The organism is Nocardiopsis sp. CNT312, from assembly GCF_000515115.1.
Taxonomy (GTDB): domain Bacteria; phylum Actinomycetota; class Actinomycetes; order Streptosporangiales; family Streptosporangiaceae; genus Nocardiopsis.
In genome coordinates this window covers 127,780-149,995 of sequence record NZ_AZXF01000010.1, presented here as the reverse complement: position 1 = coordinate 149,995, position 22,216 = coordinate 127,780, and the positions used below count along the sequence as shown (strand labels likewise).

Sequence of the window (22,216 nt, the reverse complement as noted above, 5' to 3'; positions counted from 1 at the left end):
CCTAGTAACTGAAGTGGGGGATGCGGGCCTCGTCCTCGCCGTCCTCCAGCGCGGGGACGAGGTGGGAGGGGCCCGCCTTGACGTACTTGACCAGGAGCCCCACCTCGACGGCGAAGAGGATCCCGTAGAGGGCGGTGAAGGCCGCCAGGCTCGTCGCCACGGTGGCCAGGCTCACCCCGGGGGAGACGCTGGCCGCGGTGAGCAGCTCGCCGTGGACCGTCCAGGGCTGGCGGCCCATCTCGGTGAGAACCCAGCCGAGGATGTTGGCGGCCAGCGCGGCGGGCAGGGCGGCCATCCCCAGGAAGTAGAACCAGCGCTGCCGCGGCGGTCGCGTGCCGACCCGGGTGAGGAGCAGGCCGAGGGCGGCGACCGCGACGCCGGCCAGCCCCAGGCCGATCATCAGCCGGAAGGCCCAGTACACGACGAACACGTTGGGGATGTAGTTCCCGGGGCCGTAGTACTCCTCGTAGGCCTCCTGGAGGTCGTTCATCCCGTGCACCTCGCCGTCGAAGTGCCCGGTGGCCAGGAAGCTGAGCACGTTGGGAACCGTGACGTCGACGGGGTTGTACCGGGCGCCGGTGTCACCGACTGCGAAGGCGGAGAAGTCCGCGCCCTCCTCGGTGTGCCACAGCGCCTCGGCGGCGGCGAGCTTCATCGGTTCGTACTCCGCGGCGAGTTTGGCCTGGTGGTCGCCGGTGACGGTCACCACGAGCCCGGCCAGGAGCGTGAACACCAGACCGATCCTGAGGGTGCCGAGGAACAGGGCGCGCTCGCCCGCGGGCGGTGCGGTGCCCGCGGTGCCGGTGTCGCCGTGCGCGGTGTCGCGCCAGAGCTTGTAGCAGCTCACGCACACGACGAACAGGCCCGCGGTGATGAACGCGGCCGAGACGGTGTGCAGGTAGGTGGACCAGGCCTGGTCGTTGCTGAGCACGGCCCAGATGTCGGTGAGCTCGGCGCGGCCGGTCTCCTCGTTGACCGTGTAGCCGACCGGTCGGCGCATCCAGGCGTTGGCGGCCAGGATGAAGTAGGCGGACAGGTTGGTGCCGACGGCCACGGCCCAGATGCACAGCAGGTGGACGCTGCGCGGGAGGCGGTGCCAGCCGAAGATCCACAGGCCGATGAAGGTGGACTCCAGGAAGAAGGCGAGCAGGGCCTCCATCGCGAGCGGGGCGCCGAAGACGTCTCCGACGAAGCGGGAGTACTCACTCCAGTTCATGCCGAACTGGAACTCCTGCACGATCCCGGTGACCACGCCCATGGCGAAGTTGATGAGGAACAGCTTGCCGAAGAACTGGGTGGCCTGCAGGTACTCGTGTCTGCCGGTCCGGTGCCAGAGCGTCTGGAGCACGGCGACGATCAGGGACAGGCCGATGGTCAGGGGGACGAACAGGAAGTGGTAGATCGTGGTGATCCCGAACTGCCACCTCGCGAGATCCAGGGCTTCCATACCCGCCTCTCAGGTTCCGACTCGCCGTAGTACTACAAACTGTAGTCCTACGCCGTGTCGTCACGATACCCGACCCCGGGACAAAGCGAGCGCCCCCGGGAGGACTCCCGGGGGCGGCGCGCGGGTCGGCGGCGGGCGGCTCAGTCCGCCGGGGTGCCGTTCGTGTCCACGCCGCGGTCGGCCAGCATGCCCTCCATCAGGACGATCTCCTTCTCCTGGGCGTCGGCCATGCCGCCGGCCAACTCCACGACCAGGTCCTGGCCGCCAAGGTCCGCCTCGGCCACAGCCATCTCGATCCCGCCCTCGTGGTGGGCGATCATCAGCTCTAGGAACAGGACCTCGGCCTCCACCCCCTCGGCGGCCTCCAGCGCCGCCATCTCCTCGGGGGTGGCCAGGCCCGGCATCCACTCCGGGACCTCGCCCGGCCCGGCACCGTGGTCGTGCCCGCCGGCGACCATCCACGTCATGGGCGGCTGGGTACCCCGCGAATTGAGCCCCCAGGCGGTCAGCCACCCCTGCATGATCCCGATCTGGGCCTGCTGGGTCCGCGCGATGTCCGTGGCGATGGTGCGCAGGTCCGGGTCGTCGGTCTTGTCGAGGATGATCAGCGACATGTCCACGGCCTGGGCGTGGTGGGAGCTCATGTCCCTCAGGAACCCGGCGTCGGCACTGGTGTCCAGCGGGTAGGAGGGGCGGCCCAGGAGGTAGCCCCCGCAGAGCGCGAGGACGACCAGGACCGCGGCGATCCACAGCGGGAGGAAGCGCCCGGAGCCGCGGGACACGGGACGCCCCCCGTCCCCCTCGGAGCCTCCGCGGCCGGGCGCGTTCTCCTCCGGGGCCTCCGGGGAGCGCTCCAGGTCCGGGTCGGAGGCGATCTCGCTTGTGTGTCCCATAGGACCATCCTGGTCGGATCGGGCAACGATACTGTCAAAGTAGAGGATAGATACGCCCCCATTCGACCACATCTGTACCAGGAGACCCCGTGGCCAAGAAGAAGACGGCGGAGGAGCGTCGCCGCAAAGCAGCAGAGTTGCGAGAGGAACGCCGCAGGCTTGAGAAGCGGCGCAAGGTGCGCAACACCTCCCTCACCGTCGGTGCGGTCGTACTGGTCGTGGGGCTGCTGGCCTTCCTGATCGTCATGGCGATCCGCGACCGCAACATCGCGGGTCTGGAGGAGTACGAGGTCGGTTCCTACCAGCACGTCGCCGATGGCGAGCGCGTCGACTACGAGCAGCTTCCCCCGGTGGGCGGCAACCACTGGAACCGGTGGCAGAACTGCGGGGTCTACCCCGCGCCCGTCACCCCCGAGTTCGCGGTCCACTCCCTGGAGCACGGCGCGGTCTGGATCAACTACGACCCCGAACTGGACCAGGAGCAGGTCGACCTGCTTACCGGTATGTACAACCCGGGCGACTACCTGGTGGTCAGCCCCTACGAGGGTGGTATGGAGGCCCCCATCGTCGCCTCCAGCTGGGGCCGCCAGGTGGCCGTCGAGACCGCGGACGACGACGACCTGCGCAAGTTCGTCACCGTCTACGAGCGCGGCAGGGACGTGCCCGAGCCCGGTGCCGCGTGCTCCGGCGGGGTGTCACAGACCGCCGCGGAGGTCGACGCCGCGCTCGAAACCGGCGGCTCCCTCGGCGGTCAGACCATGGACGACGGCTCCGGCGCGGACGAGGAGCCGGAGGGGTCGGCCGACGCCGAAGCGAGCGAGGAGCCTTCCGAGGAGGCGTCCGAGGAGGAGTAGCCGACCGCCTCCGAGTTCTCGGAACACGGACACGGGGCCGCCGACGTCGGCGGCCCCGTGTCGCTCGAAGTCTCCCCGAACGCGGTACCGCGTCAGAGCCTGCCCTCCGGTTGGGCCGGGACGTGTTCCTCGACCAGAGCGCTCAGGGTGGTCAGTGCCGCGGCCGGGGGGCCGTAGGCGGGCGGCACCATCAGTTCTACGTAGGCGGTCCGGCCCACCGCGATGAACAGGGTCGGTTCGTCCTCCGGCTGCGGGAGCCAGAGCACACCGTCGACCTCCTGGAGTGCGGAGTCGGGGGAGAGCGTCGAGGGGCGGGGGATACCGCAGCGCACACCGATGGGCGGGTCGCCCCAGGCGGCCGTCACCCCGGTGTCCGGGCGTACGGTCGCCCGCTCGGTGCCCAACAGGGTGTCCGGGAGCGCGGACACGAACTCGGTACAGACCTCCATGGTCGTACCGTCGCTCCGGGGCGGTTCTATCTGCACGTTCGCGGCTCCGCACCCGGCGGTGAGTAAGGCGACGGCACACGCCGCCCCGAAACCCCGTCTCATCACTGTCAGCAACCCCGATCCACTCGGCCCGTCAGATATTGACTATGGGACACGTAAGAGTACGGGCGATGCCCTCCAAGCGCTGAATCCGGGCCACGACCAGGGTTCCGAGAGCATCGATGTCGTCGGCGCGCGCCTGGACGACGACGTCGTAGGGGCCGGTCACGTCGTGTGCCTCATCGACCCCTTCGAGGCCGCGCACGTGTCCGGCCACCTCCGCCGCTTTCCCCACCTCGGTCTGGATCAGGATGTAGGCCTGCACCATGAGCACTCCTTTGTGTTCCGCCGGGCGTGGAGGTCGGCCACCGGGGCCGCGGGCCGCGGCCTGTGACGAACGTGGGTCTAGACCATTGCTTCGGAGCGTCACCGTACCCTGGTCCCTGTGTTGAGCACCATTGGGGGTCTTGGCGAGTTCGCTCTGATCGCGCGCGTGACGGGCGGACTCCCCACGACCGACGACGTCATTCTCGGCCCCGGCGACGACGCGGCGGTCGTGGCCTCACCCGACGGCCGGACGGTTGCCACGACCGACATGCTGGTGGAGGGGCGCCACTTCACGCGGGAGTGGTCGTCGGCGCGCGACGTCGGCCACCGTGCCGTCGCGCAGAACTTCGCCGACGTCGTGGCCATGGGTGCCCGCCCGACCGGGCTGCTCGTCGGGTTCGCCGCCCCGCCCGACCTGCCCGTCTCCTGGGCCGAGGAGTTCGCCTCCGGGGCCGCCGACGAGTGCTCGCTCGCGGGCGGCGCGGTCGTGGGAGGGGACACGGTCTCCTCGGAGACCCTGACGATCGGGATCACCGCTCTGGGCGACCTCGAAGGGCGGGCCCCCGTACGCCGGGACGGCGCCCGCCCGGGGGACGCCGTGGCCTGTTACGGCCGCCTCGGCCTCTCCGCGGCCGGTCTGGCCCTCCTGCAACAGGGGGCCGACGGCCCGGAGGAGTGCCTGGCCGCCTACCGCAGGCCTCGCCCCCCCTACGCCCAGGGGCCGATCGCGGCACGGTCCGGGGCCACCGCCATGCTCGACGTGAGCGACGGACTCGTCCAGGACCTCGGGCACGTCTGCCGTGCCAGCGGGGTCCGGATCGACCTGGTCCCCTCCGCGCTCCGTCCCGCCCCTGCCCTGTTGGAGGCGGTCCTCGCGCTGGGAGCGGACCGGACCGAAGCCGAGGCGGCCGCCAGGGAACTCATGGTGGGGGGAGGGGAGGACCACGCGCTCGCCGCCACCTTCCCTCCGGGGGACGGGCTCCCCGCGGGGTGGACCCGCCTGGGCACCGTCGAGGAGACGACGGAGCCCGGTACCGACCCCGTGACCGTGGGCGGGCGTGTTCCGCGATTGCGCGGATGGGACCATTTCCGGCAGCGGTGAACCATTCCGGATTGGCCCTGTTTGGTGATCGCGCTAGGCTTTGGCATCGCGGCTCGCGCCGCTCTCCGGGCGCTCCGCCCGCGCCCCGAAGCGTGAGGCGCCCCGGAAGATCCCGTACGAGGTAGGACCCGAGGGGGGAGCCTGCCGCAGCAGGAGCCCGCTCCCGGCAAGACAGAGAAGCGGAGCAGCGTCGAGAGGCGGTCTATGGGGCGTCACGGTTCCCACCACGTCTCCCGCCGAGGCATGCACCGGAGCGTGCAGCCCGACGCCGGCGTGCTGCGACGGATCGTCGGCTTCATGGAGAGCACGGTCCCCAAACGCGTCGAGCCGCCGCGGATCACCAACGTCCTTGTCGTCTCCGGGGTCATCCTCGGCCTGCTCCTGTTCGGCTACAGCACCACCCAGATCTACCTCCAGTTCGGGTCCGACCCCGACGCGACCGAGGCTCCCGGGTCACTGGAGGGGGTCCGGCCCACGGAGGGTGCGTCGGACCACGGGGGCGCGGTGTCCCCGTCGGAGGGCGGTGAGGACGAGGTCCAGGCCGGGATCGAGCCCATCATGGTCGGCTACGAGATCACCGCCGCAGACGCCGAGGGCTTCACGGCCCGGATCACCGTCACCAATAGCTCCCTGGTGCGGCTGGAGGGCTGGGAGCTCGCGCTGGCCTTCGCGTCCGCGCGGGTCACCGAGGTCCGCGGCGCGGAGTGGGAGCACTTCGAGGACGGCATCCTCGCCCGCCGCCCCGCGGGCGGCACCGACCTCGCCTCCGGTGCCTCGACGACGATGGAGATCGACGTCCGAGGAACGGCGCAGGACCCGGTTCGCTGCTCCCTCAACGGCCATGTCTGCACCCCGTGACACATCGTTCTGAGAGCACGAGGGCCCCCGACCGGGGTCGGGGGCCCTCGAAGAGCTGCGGAAGCGGGAACCCTAGCGGGTCACCTTGCCGGCCTTGATGCACGAGGTGCAGGCGTTCACACGCTTGGGCGTGCCGCCCACGCGGGTGCGAACGGTCTGGATGTTGGGGTTCCAGCGGCGGCGGGTGCGACGGTGCGAGTGGGAAACACTGTTACCGAACCCTGGTCCCTTGCCGCAGACGTCGCAGACGGAAGCCACGGTAACTCCATTCAAGCGCTCGGGATCGCGCACGTCGCCGCACGCGAAAAGGGTCGTCCGGCCGAGAGGGGCCGGGTGGACGGGCTGACGATGACGCCAACCGTGGAAGAGTACACGAAGAACGAGGTCGGGCGCGGATCGCCGCCCGCGAGACCAGCGCGTGTACCCACCCTGGCGGGACAGACACGGGAGACCCGCACCCCACCGGAGCATCGGTTCCGCCGTGCGGGCACGGCGAAAACGCGATGAACTCAGACGAGTATAGCGCGATCGCCGGGTCCTCCCTCCCCGAGACCGTCGTCGGGGCGGGCTAACGTGAGGAACGAGTAGTCGGCACCGGCCGGGACGGGGTTTTGTACACGTGAGTACCTGGGACGAACCGCTGCGCGGGGCCCTCGGTGGCTCCGCACGGGCCTTCAAGGACAAACTCGGGCTGCACACCCTCGGCGACCTGCTGCGGTACTACCCGCGCCGCTACGACCGCAGAGGGGACCTGACCGACCTCGCGACCCTGGCCGAGGGCGAGGACGTCACCGTGCAGGCCCGGGTCCTGGACGCCAAGCGGCGCACCATCCCCGCGCGCCAGGGCCGTCGGCGCATGGACATGCTGGAAGCCACCGTCACCGACGGCACGGGGAGGCTGCACCTCACCTTCTTCAACCGGGGCGCCTACCACCAGACCTCACTCGTGCCCGGACGGCTGGCCATGTTCTCCGGACGGGTCTCTACCTACCGGGGGCGCCGCCAACTCGACCACCCCGAGTACCAGCTCCTCGACGAGGACGGACAGGAGGGCGAACGGGCCCGCGCCTATGCCGAAGAGCTCATCCCGGTCTACCCCGCGGTCAAGGGGCTGGACTCGGCGAGGATCGCGGTCGGGGTGGAGATGGCCCTCGCCCGCACCGCGGACCTGCCCGACCCGCTCCCACCCCGGGTGCGCGACCGGCACGGGCTGCTCGGGGTCGGGGAGGCCCTGCGCAAGGTCCACCAGCCCGCCGGCTGGCCCGACATCGGCGCTGCCCGGAAACGGCTGAAGTGGGACGAGGCGTTCGTCCTGCAGATCGCCCTGGCCCGGCGGCGGCACCTCGCCGAGGGCCTGCCCGCCAAGCCCCGCCCGGGCGCGGTCGGCGGGATCCTCGACGCCTTCGACGCGGAACTGCCCTTCACCCTCACCGACGGGCAGCGGGAGGTCGGCGCGAGCCTTGCCGCACGCCTGGACGCCGCACACCCGATGCACTGCCTGCTCCAGGGCGACGTGGGCGCGGGCAAGACACTCGTCGCCCTGCGCGCCATGCTCAGGGTCGTCGACTCCGGGGGCCAGGCTGTCCTGCTGGCCCCCACCGAGGTCCTCGCGCAGCAGCACCACCGCTCCATCGGCGCCATGCTCGGTCCGCTGGCACGGGCCGGGCAGATCGACGGCGCGGAGCGGGCCACACGCCTGGCGCTGCTCACGGGGTCGATGGGTGCCGCGGCGCGGAGGGAGGCCCTGCTCGACGCCGCTTCCGGAGCTGCCGGGATCGTCGTGGGCACCCACGCACTGCTGGAGGAGCACGTCTCCTTCGCCGACCTGGGCCTGGTCGTGGTCGACGAGCAGCACCGGTTCGGGGTGGAGCAGCGCGACGCGCTGCGGGAGAAGGCCGCCGACGGTCGGCCGCACGTGCTGGTCATGACCGCCACCCCCATCCCGCGGACCGTCGCCATGACCGTGTACGGGGACCTCGACGTCGTCTCGCTCACCCAGTTGCCCGCGGGGCGCGCCGGGGTGGGAACCCATGTCGTCCCAGCACGGGAGAAGCCCCGCCACCTGGCCCGGGTCTGGGAGCGCATCCGCGAGGAGGCAGCCCAGGGCCGTCAGGCCTTCGTCGTCTGCCCGAGGATCGGCGACGACGCCGGGACGGCGGACGAGGAGGTCGGCGAGGGGCCGGACGGGGACGGCACCGGGAACCGGCCGCCGCTGGCCGTGCTGGAGGTGGCACGGCGCCTGGCCGAGGGGCCGCTCTCGGACCTGACCGTGGAGGTCCTGCACGGACGGATGCCCCCCGATGACAAGGACGCGGTGATGCGGCGCTTCTCCGAAGGCGAGACCGATGTGGTGGTCTCCACCACGGTCATCGAGGTGGGCGTCGACGTGCCGAACGCCACGGTGATGGCCATCATGGACGCCGACCGCTTCGGCGTCTCCCAACTGCACCAGTTGCGGGGCCGCGTGGGCCGCGGCAGCCTGCCCGGGGTGTGCCTCCTGGTCACCGATACCGAGGAGGGGGCCGCGGCCAGGGAGCGGCTGGCCGCTGTGGCCGAGACGAGCGACGGGTTCGCGCTCTCCCGCAAGGACCTGGAACTGCGCAGGGAGGGAGACGTCCTGGGCGCGGCGCAGTCCGGGGCACGGTCCAGCCTGCGGATGCTCACTCTGCTCAAGGACGAGGAACTGATCGGCCGGGCCAGGGAGGAAGCGGCCGCCCACGTCGCCGGTGACCCCGAACTCACCGGCCACCCGCCACTGGCGCAGGCGCTCGACGAGCTGCTGCCCGAGGAGCGGGCCGAGTACCTGGACAAGGCGTGACCCCCGCAGGCTCGGACGGTGCTCGGGGCCCCGAGGCCGGCGTCTTCGTCGCCAGCCCGCCAGCCCGCCAGCCCGCCAGCCCGCCAGCCCGCCAGCACCCTCAACCGACGCCTGCAGCGCGGTCCCTCCCGGCTCGTTCCTCGCCGCGGGGGAGACTCCTCACGCGGACGCCGGCGGCACCCTCGCTCTGCTTCCGGCCGTGGCCTGGAGCCAGGCGGGTGGGGCTCGGAACGTCGCTCGGGCTACGGTGGGGGCATGACGCGCATCATCTCCGGGGCGGTTGGCGGGCGGCGTATCGAGGCCCCCGACGGCCGTACCACCCGCCCCACCAGCGACCGGGCCCGCGAGGCCCTCTTCGCCTCGGTCCGGTCCGATCTGGGCGACCTCGAAGGCACTCGCGTCCTGGACCTGTACGCGGGGTCCGGAGCGGTCGGGCTGGAGGCGCTGTCGCGGGGGGCGGCACACGCCCTGCTCGTGGAGGCCGATACCAGGGCCGCTCGGGTCGTGCGGGGCAACATCGCGTTGTTGGGGCTGCCCGGAGCGCGCCTGGCGGCCGACCGGGTCGAGCGCGTGCTCGCGGGGGGCAACCCGGAGGAGCCCTACGACCTGGTGTTCGCCGACCCGCCCTACGCCGTCACCGACGACACCGTGGCCGCGGTCCTGGCCGATCTGGTCGAGCGCGGCTGGCTGGCGCGTGATGCCGTGGTCGTGGTCGAACGCTCCAAACGCGGGGCAGCGCCGCCCTGGCCCGAGGGGCTGGAGTTCGACCGCAAGCGGGGGTACGGGGAGGCCGTGCTCTGGTACGCGCGTCCCGCCGCCGGGTAACGTTCAGTGACGGCCTTGATGGGGTATATCGGCTGTTCGTCGGGTTATCAGGTCCTTTTATGGGAGTTGCCGGGATTGAGGTGAAAGGCACCCCCTACGATCGCGGTACCCGAACGACTCCTGAGAGGGGCGATCCACCGTGCGCCGTGTCGTCTGCCCGGGCTCCTTCGACCCGGTCACCTTCGGTCACATCGACATCATCGGCAGAGCCGCCAAACAGTACGACGAGGTCGTCGCCGCGGTTCTGAACAACGTCAACAAACGCGGGCTCTTCACCGTCCCGGAGAAACTGGACATGCTCCGGCAGACCACCGCCGAGTTCGACAACGTCCGCGTCAGAGAGTTCGACGGCCTCCTCGTGGACTTCTGCCGGGTGAACGGCATCGAGACCATCGTGCGCAGCCTGCGCTCGGTCAGCGACTTCGACTACGAGTTGCAGATCGCGCAGATGAACTACCGGCTCTCGGGGGTGGAGACCGTCTTCATGACCGCGAACCCGCGGTACTCGTTCCTCTCCTCCAGCCTGGTGCGCGAGATCGCCCAACACGGCGGGGACGTCTCCAGCCTGGTCACCCCCTACGTGGAAGATCGCCTCCGGGAGAAGTTCGACGAGCGCAGGGACGCGTAGGAGAGCGCGGTCCCGTCTCCCGGGCGGCTGATTTGGGTGGTCGGCTCCATGGTAGGTAGAATCGTGGTTCGACCCTGAGCGTCGCCGGTCCCGGCGTCCGCGGCGAGGCCGCCAGGCGCCGCCGTCGCACACGCCGCGCCGGCTGCTCCCACAACTCTCGTGAAAGCGCGATGACCCTAGAACCTCGTGACCCCTTCGTGGTCGACACCCGTCCGCTGGGACGCCAGCCGGGGTCGATGCGAACCGTCGATCGCCTCGTGGCCGCGCCGGAGGCCTACTCCACGGCGATGGCCAGCGTGCCCGAGGGCAGTGAGATCGCACTCGACCTCCGGCTGGAGGCGGTGATGGAGGGCGTCCTGGTCACCGGTACCGCGGGCGGCCGGGTCACCGCGGAGTGCTCCCGCTGCCTCGACCCCCTCTCCGAGGACTTCGAGGCCGAGTTCCAGGAGCTGTACAGGTACTCGGACGAGAGTGCGGAGGCCGCCGAATCCGGCGGGGACGCGTCCGACGAGGATGAGGATTACTATCTAGAGGGCGACCTGCTCGACCTCGGTCCCGTGGTCAGGGACGCGGTCGTGCTCACGCTCCCGCTCTCGCCGCTGTGCGAACCGGACTGTCCCGGTCTGTGCGCGGACTGCGGGGCCAAGATCGCCGACGCCGGTCCCGAGCACGGGCACGGCGAGCGGATCGACCCGCGCTGGGAGGCCCTGCGCACTCTCGCGGAGGACCCCGGAGAGCGGTGATCCCGTGGCCGGTCGGGTGTCTGACCCCTGCGGCGGCAGGTGAAACACGCTTGGTGGTCCGGGTTCGGGCCCGGCGTCGCCGGGAGCGCCCCGGAGACGGAAGACCGCACGTGGAGCGGGTGTGAGGCCAGACCCAGCCGGGTGGCCCGCGCACCGAAGCGTGCACCCATGGCCCACCTCGTCGGGTGGGTACGGGACTTTCGCCCAGGAATGGTGCGATACGTCGGCACCTGCGGGGTGTCGGCGAGCGGTGACCAGATAAGTGACCTCCCGCGACCGCGGGGGTGACCCAGGAGGATTGAAGTGGCCGTCCCGAAGCGGAAGATGTCGCGGAGCAACACCCGGACCCGCCGTTCCCAGTGGAAGGCGTCGCGCCCGGTGCTGGTCAACTGCCCGCGCTGCCGTGACCCGAAGCAGCCCCACATCGCGTGCCCGACCTGTGGCACCTACAACAACCGTCAGGTCACCAACCCGGCGTAAGGCTCATGCCGGGCTTCGGGCACGGTGCCCGATTCTTGAACCGCCTTGGGGCGGACCCGTCGAGCGGGTCCGCCCCGACGTGTTGTCGCGGCCCGCTTTGTAGAGTGAGTGGCCCACACCGTCCCGACCAGTGACCCGCGCCCGCACGGGTTCCCGAGTTCGTGGTGGTTGCCGGGGGAGCGCGGCTCCCGCGACGAGCACCTCGTTTTCGAGCACCCGTACCGGTCAGGGGGACCCGAACCACGTGCCCGAGAGGCACGTCCGAACAGGGAAGAGGCCCGAGTGGCAAGTCAACTCTCCGCGGCCGAGACCGCATCGTTCCACAAGGCCGTCGGGGTCGAGGTCGACCCCGCCATCGCACTCCGGGCGCTGACCCACCGCTCCTACGCCTACGAGAAGGGCGGGCTGCCCACCAACGAGCGCCTGGAGTTCCTCGGCGACTCGGTGCTCGGCCTGGTGGTGACCGACACCCTCTTCCGCAAGCATCCGGATTTGCCGGAGGGCCAGTTGGCCAAGCTCCGCGCCGCCGTCGTCAACATGCGGGCCCTGGCCGACGTGGCCCGCGGCCTGGGCATCGGCTCCTTCATCCGGCTCGGCCGGGGCGAGGAGGGCACCGGAGGGCGCGACAAGTCCTCGATCCTCGCGGACACGCTTGAGGCCATCATCGGCGCCGTCTACCTGGACCGCGGCCTCGACGTCGCCTCCGAGTTCGTCCACCGGCTCTTCGACCCGCTCATCGCCACCGCCTCCGGCCTGGGTGCGGGACTCGACTGGAAGACCTCCCTCCAGGAGCTGACCGCGGCCGAACTGCTGGGTGTGCCCGAGTACCACGTCGACGAGAGCGGCCCCGACCACCAGAAGACCTTCCGGGCGACGGTTAGGGTCGCCGGGGAGAGCTACGGGCTGGGCGAGGGGCGCAGCAAGAAGGAGGCCGAGCAGCAGGCGGCCGAGGCCGCGTGGAAGGCCATCCGAGCGAAGACTGACGCCGCTGCGGAGGCCGCTGGCGAGCAGGGACGGAAACGGAGCTGACGTGCCCGAACTCCCCGAGGTCGAGGTCGTGCGCCGGGGCCTGGCCGAGCACATGCTGGGCAGGACCATCGGTGAGGCCGAGGTCCTGCACCCCAGGTCGGTGCGCCGCCACGTGCCGGGGGCCGTCGACTTCACCGCCCGCCTCCGCGGCAGGGTGGCCACGGCCGCGTGCCGACGCGGCAAGTACCTGTGGCTGGTGCTGGATAGCGGTGAGATGCTGCTGGCGCACCTGGGGATGAGCGGGCAGATGCTGGTCCAGCCCGCGGGAAAACCCGACGAGCGGCACCTGAGGGTGCGCTTCCCCCTGTCCTGCGGTAACGAGGTGCGCTTCGTCGACCAGCGCACCTTCGGACACGTGCGGGTGGACGTGCCCGGTGAGCGCGCGGACGTGCCGTCCTCCGTGGACCACATCGCCCTCGACCCCCTGGACGGCGCCTTCGCGGCCGAGGAGTTCGTCCACGCCCTGCGCGCGCGGCGGACCGAGGTCAAGCGGGCACTGCTGGACCAGTCGCTCGTCAGCGGTGTGGGCAACATCTACGCCGATGAGGCGCTGTGGCGGTCGCGGCTGCACTGGTCCGCCCCCACGCGGGAGCTTTCCCGGGACCGGGCCATGGAACTGCTGGGGCACGTGCGCGAGGTGATGAACGAGGCACTGGAGGTCGGCGGGACCACCTTCGACGGCCTCTACGTCGACGTCAACGGACGCAGCGGCTACTTCGAGCGCGGACTGAACGCCTACGGCCGCCGCGACCGGCCCTGCGGGCGCTGCGGTGCGCTCATCGTCCGGGAGTCGTTCATGAACCGCTCATCGTTCAGTTGTCCCCGATGCCAGCCGCCGCGCGTTCCGTGAGGGGCCGGTGCTTCGATCGGCGGTTTTCCAGGTGTTGGTGAGGAATGTGTCTCTTTGAGGTAAGGGAAGAGGTTGGTCGTGGAGAGCGGCACCGAAGCCGTCCGGCTCACCGCGTGGGTGCGCGGCCGGGTTCAGGGCGTGGGTTTTCGCTGGTGGACGCGGTCCCGAGCGTTGGAACTGGGGCTCACGGGCGCGGCGACCAACCTCGCCGACGGCCGGGTCGAGGTGGTCGCCGAAGGGTCGAGGGGAGACTGCGAACGGCTCCTGGAGCACCTGAAGGGCGGTCTGGCACCGGGAAGGGTGGACTCCGTGGTGGAACGTTGGGCTTCTCCTGGGGGGACGTTCACCGGATTCGTCGAGCGGTGAGTATGCTTGTGACGTAACGCGATTCGGGCCTGCCGTCCGATCAGGGGTCCACGGGGCCGTCGGCGGCGGATCTGTCCGCTCCGCGCGTGTCCTGCAAGGGCGCGCAGCACAGGGGGCGGATCATGTTCGGATCGTGCGGCCTCACGTGCCCGGGTCTCTTCGGTCCGGAGCACGGTGGCCGGCGACTGTCGTAATCCAATCTTGACCAGCGGTGCGCGGAGTGAGACTCTTGAAGGCACATCGCGCATGATTTCCACCCGTGGAACCGGGCACCAGCCGAGTGCTGCGGGGTCTTGCGCGCGCACGTTACCACTGGTCACTCAGTGTGGAGGACCCACATCATGGCGAAGGCTCTGTTTGGCCACGTCGGCGGCTCCGACCCTCGTATGGTCCAGGAGATGCGACGACTTCAGAACCGAGTGCGCGACCTCGAGGACGAGATCAGCCGTCTCCAGGCCCGCAACGACCAGCTCAGCATGGCCGTAACCGACGTCGCCGCCAACGCGACCGACCGCGAGCCCGCGCTCGCCTGACCAGCGCTGTCGAGCCCACCGAGCTCCGTTCGGACGCAGGGCGCCGCGTGTGAACCACTGACGGGACGCCGTACGCACCACCACAGGCGTCCCTGAGGGGTTCTCACCCATCGCCGCGGATCCGCGCCCCGGCGTCCCACCGGACCCGAGAAGGCCTCCGCGCCGCGAGGTGGCCCTTCTCCGCACTCTTTTCTTTTTCCTTTGCGGCTTATTTAACGACTGTTGTACCCGGCGGGCCGCGTCGCAATCCTTCGGTGTCCGCCGGCCATCCCCCTCACCCGCCGGAACCGTGGGCCGGCCCTCTCGGCGCGAATCGCGCCGCTCACCTCCGGCTTCGTGGCACCCTTGGGTGGCCAGCCGAACGCCCGGCAGCGTATACATGAACAGCAGACGGCCCGTCCGCCTGTGTGTTCGGCTGGGTACGGCGGCCGGTGTGGGAGGTGTGGGTGTACCTGAAGAGCCTGACGCTGCGTGGTTTCAAGTCGTTCGCCTCGGCCACCGCGCTGCGCTTCGAACCCGGGATCACCTGTGTGGTGGGTCCGAACGGGTCCGGCAAGTCCAACGTCGTGGACGCCCTCTCCTGGGTGATGGGCGAGCAGGGCGCCAAGTCCCTGCGCGGCGGCAAGATGGAGGACGTCATCTTCGCGGGCACCTCCACCCGCCAGGCCCTGGGCCGCGCCGAGGTCAGCCTGACCATCGACAACTCCGACGGCGCCCTGCCGATCGACTACACCGAGGTCACCCTCAAACGGACGATGTTCCGCAACGGCGGATCCGAGTACGCGATCAACGGCGACACCTGCCGACTCCTCGACCTCCAGGAACTGCTGAGCGACTCCGGCATCGGCCGGGAGATGCACGTCATCGTCGGCCAGGGACAGCTTGATACCGTCCTGCACGCCGGCCCCGAGGAGCGCCGCGCCCTCATCGAGGAGGCGGCCGGCATCCTCAAACACCGCAAACGCAAAGAGAAGGCGATCCGCAAGCTCAACGCGATGCAGGGCAACCTGGACCGCGTCACGGACCTCACGGTGGAGTTGCGCCGCCAGCTCAAGCCCCTGGGCCGCCAGGCCGAACTCGCCAGAAGGGCCGCCGTCATCCAGGCCGACCTGCGCGACGCCCGCCTGCGCCTGCTGGCCGACGACATCGTGGGCCTCACCGAGCGGCTGGCCCAGGAGGAAGCGGACGAGAAGGAGGTGCGCCAGCGCCGCCGGGCCGCGGAGGAGGCCCTCGCCCAGGCCCAGGAGCGGGAGAACTCCCTGGAGTCCCAGGCAGCCGAGGCCGCCCCCGTCCTGACCCGGGCTTCCGAGACCTACCATGCCCTGTCACGCCTCACCGAGCGCCTCGACGCAGTCCGGGGCCTGGCCGACGAGCGCCGCCGCAACCTGCTCACCTCGGCCGCCGAAGAACCCGTGAACCGCCGCGACCCCGACGAGCTGGAGGCGGAGGCCGACGAGGCCGCCGCCCAGGAGGAGGAGCTGCTCGCCCGCCTGGAGGAGGCCCGGGAGGCTCTGGAGACCACCGTCGGGGAACGGGCCGCCGCAGAGGACGCCCTGCACCGTGAGGAGCGCCGCCTGGAGGCCGCCGCGCGGGCCGCCGCCGAACGCCGCGAGGGGATCGTGCGTCTGGGGGTGCGGGTGGAGAACCTGAGCGCCCGTTTGGGGGAGGGACGGGAGGAGGCCGTCCGCCTGGAGGAGGCCGCCAGGCAGGCCGCCGAACACGCGGCCGAGGCCCGCGCCGAGTACGAGACGGCGTCGCAGGAGTCCGCGGGGCTGGACGAGGGCGACGCCGAACTCGACACGGAGCAGGAGCGCGCCGCCCAGGCCCTGGCCGCGGTCGACGCCGAACTCGGCGCTCTGCGCGACGCGGAGCGCGGGGCGGAGGCGGAGCGCACCGCGCTGGTCGCCCGCAAGGAGGCGCTCGAACTGGGCCTGGCGCACAAGGACGGAGCCGCTGCCCTCCTGGAGGAGGGGCCGTCCGGCCTGCTGGGCGCAGTGTCCGCACTGGTCCAGGTCGAACCCGGCCGCGAGACCGCCGTCGCCGCCGCCTTCGGACTGGCTGCGGGTGCCGTGGCCGTGGACACCCCGGAGACCGCACTGGCCGCTGTCGCGCTGTTGCGCGCACGGGACGCGGGCAGGGCGGGCGTCGTGATCGCCGGAGCCGTGCCCGCACACGCCCGGAGCGAGTGGCCCGAACTGCCCGCAGGGGTGCGCTACGCGGTCGACGCGGTGACCGCACCCGACCACCTGGAGGGGGCGGTCACCGCCCTGCTCGACCGGACCGCCCTGGCCGCGGACGCCGACGGAGCCCGACGCCTGGTCGCCGCGCTGCCCGGTGTGCGTGCGGTCACACCGGAAGGCGACGTGTTCGGTGCCGCGTTCGTCTACGGAGGATCGGCGGCCGCGCCCAGCCTGCTGGAGGTCCAGGCGGCCGTGGACGAGGCGGGGCAGCGGCTGGAGGAGGCCACCGAGGCGGCCAAACGGGCCGTCGTGGCGCTGGAGGCCAAACAGCACGAGCGCGCCGAACTCGTCGGGGCGGCGGACGAGCTCGCCGCCCGCCGCCGCCAGGGGGAGCGCAGGCGCAACGAGACCGCGCAGCGGATGGGCACGCTCTCGGGTCAGGCCAGGTCGGCCGAGGCGGAGGCGCGGCGCTGTGCCTCCTCCGCCGCCAAGGCGGCCACCGCGTTGGAGGAGGACACCGCCAAGCTGGTCCGTCTGGAGGAGGAGCTCGCCGAGGCCGAGGAGATGGCCGCCTCCATCGAGGAGGACGCTCCCGACGCCGACACCCGAGACTCCCTGGCCGCCCAGACCTCGCGCGCCCGCGCCACCGAGGTGGAGCGCCGGCTGGCGGTGCGCACCGCGGAGGAGCGAGCCCGCTCCCTGGCGGGCCGGGCCGACACCCTGCGGGCCCAAGCCGAGCAGGAGCGCCGGGCCGCGGCGCAGGCCGCCGAGCGTCGCCGGGCCCGCGCCGCGCAGGCCACCGTCTCCGAGGCGGTCGCCGAGAGCGCGCGCCTGGCCCTGGGCCGGATCGCCGTGTCGCTGGCCGCCGCCGAGTCCGAGCGGGCCGACGCCGAGTCGGCCAAGGAGGCCCGCGACGCCGAGCTGAAGACCGTGCGCGCCCGGGTGCGTGAACTGTCGGTGGAGTTGGAGAAGCTCACCAGTTCGGCGCACAGCGGCGAGGTGGCCCGTGCTGAACGGCGCATGCGTCTGGAGCAGTTCGAGGCCAGGGCCGTCGACGAGATGGGTGTGGACGTGCCCACACTGGTGGCCGAGTACGGGCCCAGGGTGCCGGTGCCGCCGGCCGCGGACGCGGGGGAGGACGCCGTGCCGCTCCCCTACGTCCGTGACGTGCAGGTCAAACGGGCCAAGGCTGCCGAGCGGCGGCTCAACCAGTTGGGCAAGATCAACCCGTTGGCGCTGGAGGAGTTCGCCGCGCTGGAGGAGCGGCACTCCTTCCTCAACGCGCAGTTGGAGGACCTGAAGAAGACCCGCCGGGACCTGATGGACATCGTGCAGGAGGTGGACGCCCGGGTACAGGAGGTGTTCTCGGACGCCTACCTGGACGTGGAGCGTGAGTTCGCGGCGATCTTCGGCCGACTGTTCCCCGGCGGGGAGGGGCGGTTGCTGCTCACCGCACCGGAGGACATGCTGACCACCGGGATCGAGGTGGAGGCCCGTCCCCCGGGCAAGAAGGTCAAGCGGCTGTCCCTGCTGTCGGGCGGGGAGCGGTCACTGACCGCGGTGGCCTTCCTGGCGGCGATCTTCAAGGCGCGGCCGTCGCCGTTCTATGTGATGGACGAGGTCGAGGCGGCGCTGGACGACACCAACCTGCAACGGCTCCTGGTGATCTTCGAGGAGTTGCGCGCCTCGTCCCAACTGATCGTCATCACCCACCAGAAGCGCACCATGGAGGCGGCCGATGCCCTCTACGGCGTCACGATGAAGGGTGACGGCATCTCCCAGGTGATCAGCCAGAAGATCGAACGCAGGGGCTGAGCCGGGGGCCGACCGCGCGCTGAGGAGCCATAGAGGACGAAGCGGCGTTTTGCGGCCGAGTAAGGTGGAAAGGTCGGTTCACCCTCGGTGAGCTGACGGTGCCGAACGAGCGAAGTCCGGTCCGGCGGCCACGCCGCCCCAACCCGGCGCTGTCCCGCAACTGTGACGCCCCGCCCCGCGGGGACGAGCCAGGTCGCCTCGCCGGTGCCGACGTACCCGTCCTCGTGGGAAGGACCGGCCGTCCCTGCCCGGGCCGTGCTCCCCTTCCCCCTGCCTCGCCAAGGAGCACATGTGCGGATCGCGCGCAAACCTTCCCTCGTCCTGCTCGGCGCCGCGCTCGCCCTCACCGCCTGCGGCGGTTCCGAGACCGGGCCCGGAACCGAGCCCGCCGTGGATACCGCGGAGAGCGCTGCCGCCTGCGGCGCACCAGCCCCCGCCACCGACCGCCCCGGTGTCGGCGACGGAACCTTCCCCGTCACGCTCACCGACGCGCTCGGCGAGGTCACCCTCGACCGGGCGCCGGAACGGATCGTCTCCCTCTCGCCCAGCCACACCGAGATGCTCTTCGCCATCGGTGCGGGTGACCTGGTCGAGGCGGCCGACGAGTACTCCGACCACCCGGCCGAGGTGCCCACCACCGACCTCAGCGGGTTCACCCCCAATGTCGAGGCGATCGCCGGGTACGACCCCGACCTCGTCGTCCTGGCCGACAGTGCGGCGGACACCGCCCCGCAACTGGAGGCCGTGGGCATCCCCGTCCTCACGATCGGCGCCGCTGCGGACCTGGAGGACGTCTACGCCCAGATCCGCCTGCTGGGCGACGCTACCGGTCTGCCGGAGGAGGCCGACACCGAGGCCGACCGCGTCGAGACCGCCTTCACCGAGGCGGTCGAGACCGTGTGCTCGGAGGTCGGCGACCATGGGCTCACCTTCTACCAGGAGCTCGACGACACCCTCTACTCCGCCACCTCCGACACCTTCGTCGGACAGGTCTACCGTGCCTTCGGCCTGGTCAACATCGCCGACGAGGCCGACGACGGCACCACGGGCGGCTACCCGCAGCTGTCCCCCGAGTTCGTCGTCCAGGAGAACCCGGACCTGATCTTCCTCTCCTACGGGGACGAGGCCACCGTGTCCGAGGTGGCCGAACGGCCCGCCTTCGACACCGTCGCCGCAGTCGGGAGCGGCGGTGTGGTCCTGCTCGACCCCGACGTCGCCTCCCGCTGGGGCCCGCGCGTGGTCGACTTCGCCGAGGAGGTCGGCGACGCGGTCCTGGCGAGCGCGGGCGGCTGAAGGTGAGAGGGAGGCGGAGGGCGTCCGTGTGGCTCCCGGCAGGATGCGCCGTGCTGGCGGCGGCGGTCCTCCTGGGGGTCTCCGCGGGCGCGGCGGACCTCTCCGCCGCCGGTATCGTCCGCCACCTGCTCAGTCTCGTGGCGGACGGCGTGGAGAGCCCGCTGACGGAGCGGCAGGCGGCCCTGCTGGTGGAGCTGCGCCTGCCCCGGGTGGTCGCGGCCGCCCTGGTCGGTGCCCTACTGGCCACGGCGGGCGCCGCCTACCAGGGCGTCTTCCGCAACCCGCTGGCCGACCCCTACCTGCTCGGTGCCGCCTCGGGCGCGGGGCTCGGCGCGACGCTGGTCATGGTCTTCGGTCAGGACCTCGCCGCATCGCCGCGCGCCTTGCTCCCCGTGGCGGCCTTCGCCGGGGCGCTGCTCGGCGTGGCCGCCGCCTACGCCCTCGGCTCCGTCGCGGGCGGGGGCGGCACGGCCGGACTGCTCCTCGCGGGCGTGGCGGTGTCCTCCTTCCTGTCCGCCGCCCAGACCCTCGTCCAGCAGATCGGGGTGGACCAGCTCCAGCGCATCTTCTCCTGGCTGCTGGGCGGCCTGGGCCGCGGCGGATGGGACGACGTTCGGCTGGTCGCGCCCTACGCGGCGGTCTCACTGGCCGTACTGCTCACCTGCGGATACCTACTGGACCTGCTCGCCCTGGGCGATGACAAGGCGGTGAGCCTGGGGCTGCGCCCCGGCGCCGTGCGGCTCGTCGTCATCGCCGCGGCGTCCCTGGCCACCGCTGCGGCGGTGGCGGTGAGCGGGCTGATCGGGTTCGTCGGGATCGTCGTCCCGCACGTCGTGCGCCGCCTGGTGGGTGCCGACTACCGGGCGATCCTGCCGGGCGGAGTCCTGTTCGGGGCGGCCTTCCTCATCGTGGTCGACATCGTGGCACGGACCGTGGTGGCACCGGCCGAACTCCCGATCGGCGTGGTCACGGCGTTCCTGGGCGCCCCCTTCTTCGTCGTGGTCCTGCGCGCGACGCGCCACCGGCACACCTGATCCGCCGTGGGTCACGGCGATCGCACCGGGTGCTCTGGGATACTGATGGGGCTATGGACATCACCTTGATCGCAACCCTTGCCCTCGTCGTCGCGTTGCTGGTGGTCGGCGGGTTCTTCCTGGTCACGACGGTCCGGCGTCCGGGCGCGCGGGACGAGGAGGACACCGGGGCCACGAAGACGGAGGACCGCCCCACCGCGGCCCCTGAGGAAGCGGAGGCAGGTGGGGGAACGGTCGTCCCGCCTCCCGCCCACGCGCCCCCGGCAGAGGAGGCCCCTCCTGCCGAAGAGGCGCCCGTGGTGCCGGAACTGGAGACCCCGCCCCCCTCCGCGGGCCGGATGGTGCGGCTGCGCGCCCGGCTCGCCCGCTCGCAGAGCACCCTGGGACAGGGGCTGCTCAACCTCCTGGCATCCGACACCCTCGACGAGGACACCTGGGAGGAGATCGAGGACACCCTCATCACGGCGGACATCGGCGTCACCTCCGCCACACAGATCGTGGACCACCTGCGCACCAAGGTGAAGGTGCTCGGCACGCGCGGGGTCGATGAAGTGCGCGGGCTGCTGCGCGAGGAGCTCATCGACCAGATCGGGGCGGACACCGACCGCACGGTGCGCACCGGCCCGCACGGCGACCGGCCCGCCGTCATCATGGTGGTTGGCGTCAACGGCACCGGCAAGACCACTACGACGGGCAAGCTCGCCCGCGTCCTGGTCGGTGACGGCCACAGCGTCGTGCTGGGCGCCGCGGACACCTTCCGCGCAGCCGCCAGCGAGCAGCTCCAGACCTGGGGATCCCGGGTGGGCGCGCCGGTCGTGCGCAAGGAGGAGGGCGCGGACCCGGCGAGCGTGGCCTTCGACGCCGTGGCCACGGGGATCGAGGACGGGGCGGACACCGTCATCATCGACACCGCCGGGCGGCTGCACACCAAGACCGGCCTGATGGACGAGCTGGGCAAGGTCAAGCGCGTCGTCGAGAAGAAGTGCCGGGTGGACGAGGTCCTGCTGGTGCTGGACGCGACCACCGGGCAGAACGGGCTGCGCCAGGCGCGCGTGTTCGCCGAGGTGGTCAACGTGACCGGCATCGCGCTCACCAAGATGGACGGCACCGCCAAGGGCGGCATCATCGTCCAGGTGCAGCGGGAGCTGGGTGTGCCCGTCAAGCTGGTCGGTCTGGGAGAGGGCCCCGACGACCTCGCCCCCTTCGACCCGGAGGTCTTCGTGGACGCCGTCCTGGCTGCCGGCTGACCAGCCGGTGTGCGCGGACACACGGGGACGGGCATCCATGCTCATGCCCGTCCCCGTGTGTGTCCGGGGAGTTCACTGTTCCCCGATGTGATCTGTTTCATGCAACGGAAACATGACGGGAACACGACGATGCGGGAGCTGACGGAGGCTTCGTTATCGAGGTGAGATCTCATCCTCGGTAGTAGTTTTGTCACTCTGAGTCTGGGATGTATGGGTGTTCTGGTTCCGTCCATCACGGTTGATGTGACCTGGGCCATCGTTTCACGCTGCCTTAATACTTCTGTCTGTCCTTTTACGTGGACGAAACATGTCGGCTCAGAGAGAGAAACACCCAGGTCGGAAAGTGGCCTCCGTGGTGCTGCGACGGGCCCGATGACGCGCTCGCTAGACCGCCGCCCGCACGTTT

At 71.3% G+C, this 22,216-nt stretch carries 21 protein-coding genes; 16 read left to right on the top strand and 5 right to left on the bottom strand.

Going from position 1 to position 22,216, the window contains the following annotated elements; translation table 11 throughout:
* Nucleotide 1: 1 nt before the first annotated feature.
* Together B042_RS0102445 and B042_RS0102440 are read right to left on the bottom strand one after the other, a co-directional pair.
* Nucleotides 2-1,447 (bottom strand): cytochrome ubiquinol oxidase subunit I, encoded by a 1,446-nt coding sequence (locus tag B042_RS0102445; RefSeq protein WP_028646901.1) that lies wholly within the window; start codon nt 1,445-1,447, stop codon nt 2-4.
* A gap of 140 nt (nt 1,448-1,587) precedes the next feature.
* Nucleotides 1,588-2,340: a DUF305 domain-containing protein gene (locus tag B042_RS0102440; RefSeq protein ID WP_036553689.1), complete on the bottom strand. Its 753-nt coding sequence runs from the start codon at nt 2,338-2,340 to the stop codon at nt 1,588-1,590.
* Nucleotides 2,341-2,429: 89 nt separating this feature from the next.
* Between B042_RS0102440 and B042_RS0102435 the strand changes: the two genes are divergently transcribed.
* Nucleotides 2,430-3,194: a DUF3105 domain-containing protein gene (locus tag B042_RS0102435; RefSeq protein ID WP_028646899.1), complete on the top strand. Its 765-nt coding sequence runs from the start codon at nt 2,430-2,432 to the stop codon at nt 3,192-3,194.
* A 92-nt stretch (nt 3,195-3,286) separates the two neighbouring features.
* Here the strand turns inward: B042_RS0102435 and B042_RS0102430 are convergent, their stop codons facing one another.
* Together B042_RS0102430 and B042_RS0102425 are read right to left on the bottom strand one after the other, a co-directional pair.
* A complete protein-coding gene (locus B042_RS0102430) occupies nt 3,287-3,745 on the bottom strand; it encodes a DUF3515 domain-containing protein (protein WP_036553687.1) in 459 nt (152 codons plus the stop codon).
* Nucleotides 3,746-3,776: 31 nt separating this feature from the next.
* Nucleotides 3,777-4,010 carry an Lrp/AsnC family transcriptional regulator gene (locus B042_RS0102425; RefSeq protein ID WP_028646897.1) on the bottom strand — a complete coding sequence of 78 codons (234 nt, stop codon included), beginning with the start codon at nt 4,008-4,010 and terminating at the stop codon, nt 3,777-3,779.
* A gap of 117 nt (nt 4,011-4,127) precedes the next feature.
* On the opposite strand from B042_RS0102425, the gene B042_RS0102420 reads away from it, so the two are divergent.
* Together B042_RS0102420 and B042_RS0102415 are read left to right on the top strand one after the other, a co-directional pair.
* Entirely contained in the window at nt 4,128-5,111 is a 984-nt protein-coding gene (locus B042_RS0102420) for a thiamine-phosphate kinase (RefSeq protein ID WP_028646896.1), read from the top strand.
* 204 nt (nt 5,112-5,315) lie between these two features.
* Nucleotides 5,316-5,969 (top strand): cellulose binding domain-containing protein, encoded by a 654-nt coding sequence (locus B042_RS0102415; protein ID WP_028646895.1) that lies wholly within the window; start codon nt 5,316-5,318, stop codon nt 5,967-5,969.
* 72 nt (nt 5,970-6,041) lie between these two features.
* On the opposite strand, the gene rpmB is transcribed toward B042_RS0102415, so the two are convergent.
* Nucleotides 6,042-6,227 carry a 50S ribosomal protein L28 gene (gene rpmB, locus B042_RS24640; protein ID WP_013151263.1) on the bottom strand — a complete coding sequence of 62 codons (186 nt, stop codon included), beginning with the start codon at nt 6,225-6,227 and terminating at the stop codon, nt 6,042-6,044.
* A 361-nt stretch (nt 6,228-6,588) separates the two neighbouring features.
* Here rpmB and recG point away from each other — a divergent pair, with 361 nt between their 5' ends.
* The 13 genes from recG to ftsY all read left to right on the top strand — a co-directional run bounded on the left by recG (nt 6,589) and on the right by ftsY (nt 21,810).
* Nucleotides 6,589-8,787: an ATP-dependent DNA helicase RecG gene (gene recG, locus B042_RS0102410; RefSeq protein WP_028646894.1), complete on the top strand. Its 2,199-nt coding sequence runs from the start codon at nt 6,589-6,591 to the stop codon at nt 8,785-8,787.
* Between the two features lie 255 nt (nt 8,788-9,042).
* Nucleotides 9,043-9,612, top strand: a complete 570-nt coding sequence (rsmD, locus tag B042_RS0102405; RefSeq protein WP_028646893.1) for a 16S rRNA (guanine(966)-N(2))-methyltransferase RsmD — start codon at nt 9,043-9,045, stop codon at nt 9,610-9,612.
* A gap of 139 nt (nt 9,613-9,751) precedes the next feature.
* Entirely contained in the window at nt 9,752-10,240 is a 489-nt protein-coding gene (coaD, locus tag B042_RS0102400; protein ID WP_028646892.1) for a pantetheine-phosphate adenylyltransferase, read from the top strand.
* A gap of 170 nt (nt 10,241-10,410) precedes the next feature.
* Nucleotides 10,411-10,983, top strand: coding sequence for a DUF177 domain-containing protein (locus B042_RS0102395; RefSeq protein WP_036553683.1), 573 nt, complete (start codon nt 10,411-10,413; stop codon nt 10,981-10,983).
* A gap of 303 nt (nt 10,984-11,286) precedes the next feature.
* Nucleotides 11,287-11,463: a 50S ribosomal protein L32 gene (gene rpmF, locus B042_RS0102390; RefSeq protein WP_013151268.1), complete on the top strand. Its 177-nt coding sequence runs from the start codon at nt 11,287-11,289 to the stop codon at nt 11,461-11,463.
* A gap of 282 nt (nt 11,464-11,745) precedes the next feature.
* Entirely contained in the window at nt 11,746-12,492 is a 747-nt protein-coding gene (rnc, locus tag B042_RS0102385; protein WP_028646890.1) for a ribonuclease III, read from the top strand.
* A gap of 1 nt (nt 12,493) precedes the next feature.
* The gene (gene mutM, locus B042_RS0102380; protein ID WP_028646889.1) at nt 12,494-13,342 is read left to right on the top strand and encodes a bifunctional DNA-formamidopyrimidine glycosylase/DNA-(apurinic or apyrimidinic site) lyase; all 849 of its coding nucleotides are present in this window, start codon (nt 12,494-12,496) and stop codon (nt 13,340-13,342) included.
* A gap of 78 nt (nt 13,343-13,420) precedes the next feature.
* Nucleotides 13,421-13,708: an acylphosphatase gene (locus B042_RS0102375; RefSeq protein ID WP_028646888.1), complete on the top strand. Its 288-nt coding sequence runs from the start codon at nt 13,421-13,423 to the stop codon at nt 13,706-13,708.
* Between the two features lie 341 nt (nt 13,709-14,049).
* Nucleotides 14,050-14,241 (top strand): hypothetical protein, encoded by a 192-nt coding sequence (locus tag B042_RS0102370; RefSeq protein WP_028646887.1) that lies wholly within the window; start codon nt 14,050-14,052, stop codon nt 14,239-14,241.
* A gap of 446 nt (nt 14,242-14,687) precedes the next feature.
* A complete protein-coding gene (smc, locus tag B042_RS0102365; RefSeq protein WP_028646886.1) occupies nt 14,688-18,236 on the top strand; it encodes a chromosome segregation protein SMC in 3,549 nt (1,182 codons plus the stop codon).
* Nucleotides 18,237-18,527: 291 nt separating this feature from the next.
* Nucleotides 18,528-19,529, top strand: a complete 1,002-nt coding sequence (locus tag B042_RS0102360) for an ABC transporter substrate-binding protein (protein WP_028646885.1) — start codon at nt 18,528-18,530, stop codon at nt 19,527-19,529.
* A gap of 26 nt (nt 19,530-19,555) precedes the next feature.
* A complete protein-coding gene (locus B042_RS0102355; protein ID WP_028646884.1) occupies nt 19,556-20,563 on the top strand; it encodes an iron ABC transporter permease in 1,008 nt (335 codons plus the stop codon).
* A gap of 53 nt (nt 20,564-20,616) precedes the next feature.
* The gene (gene ftsY, locus B042_RS0102350) at nt 20,617-21,810 is read left to right on the top strand and encodes a signal recognition particle-docking protein FtsY (protein WP_028646883.1); all 1,194 of its coding nucleotides are present in this window, start codon (nt 20,617-20,619) and stop codon (nt 21,808-21,810) included.
* Nucleotides 21,811-22,216 lie beyond the last annotated feature (406 nt).

Excerpts from the sequence above, each read along its gene's own strand:
- B042_RS0102445 (WP_028646901.1), bottom strand. The coding sequence starts at position 1,447 with ATGGAAGCCCTGGATCTCGCGAGGTGGCAGTTCGGGATCACCACGATC.
- B042_RS0102440 (WP_036553689.1), bottom strand. The coding sequence starts at position 2,340 with ATGGGACACACAAGCGAGATCGCCTCCGACCCGGACCTGGAGCGCTCC.
- B042_RS0102430 (WP_036553687.1), bottom strand. The coding sequence starts at position 3,745 with ATGAGACGGGGTTTCGGGGCGGCGTGTGCCGTCGCCTTACTCACCGCC.
- B042_RS0102425 (WP_028646897.1), bottom strand. The coding sequence starts at position 4,010 with ATGGTGCAGGCCTACATCCTGATCCAGACCGAGGTGGGGAAAGCGGCG.
- B042_RS0102415 (WP_028646895.1), top strand. The coding sequence starts at position 5,316 with ATGGGGCGTCACGGTTCCCACCACGTCTCCCGCCGAGGCATGCACCGG.
- rsmD (WP_028646893.1), top strand. The coding sequence starts at position 9,043 with ATGACGCGCATCATCTCCGGGGCGGTTGGCGGGCGGCGTATCGAGGCC.
- B042_RS0102395 (WP_036553683.1), top strand. The coding sequence starts at position 10,411 with ATGACCCTAGAACCTCGTGACCCCTTCGTGGTCGACACCCGTCCGCTG.
- B042_RS0102370 (WP_028646887.1), top strand. The coding sequence starts at position 14,050 with ATGGCGAAGGCTCTGTTTGGCCACGTCGGCGGCTCCGACCCTCGTATG.
- ftsY (WP_028646883.1), top strand. The coding sequence starts at position 20,617 with ATGGACATCACCTTGATCGCAACCCTTGCCCTCGTCGTCGCGTTGCTG.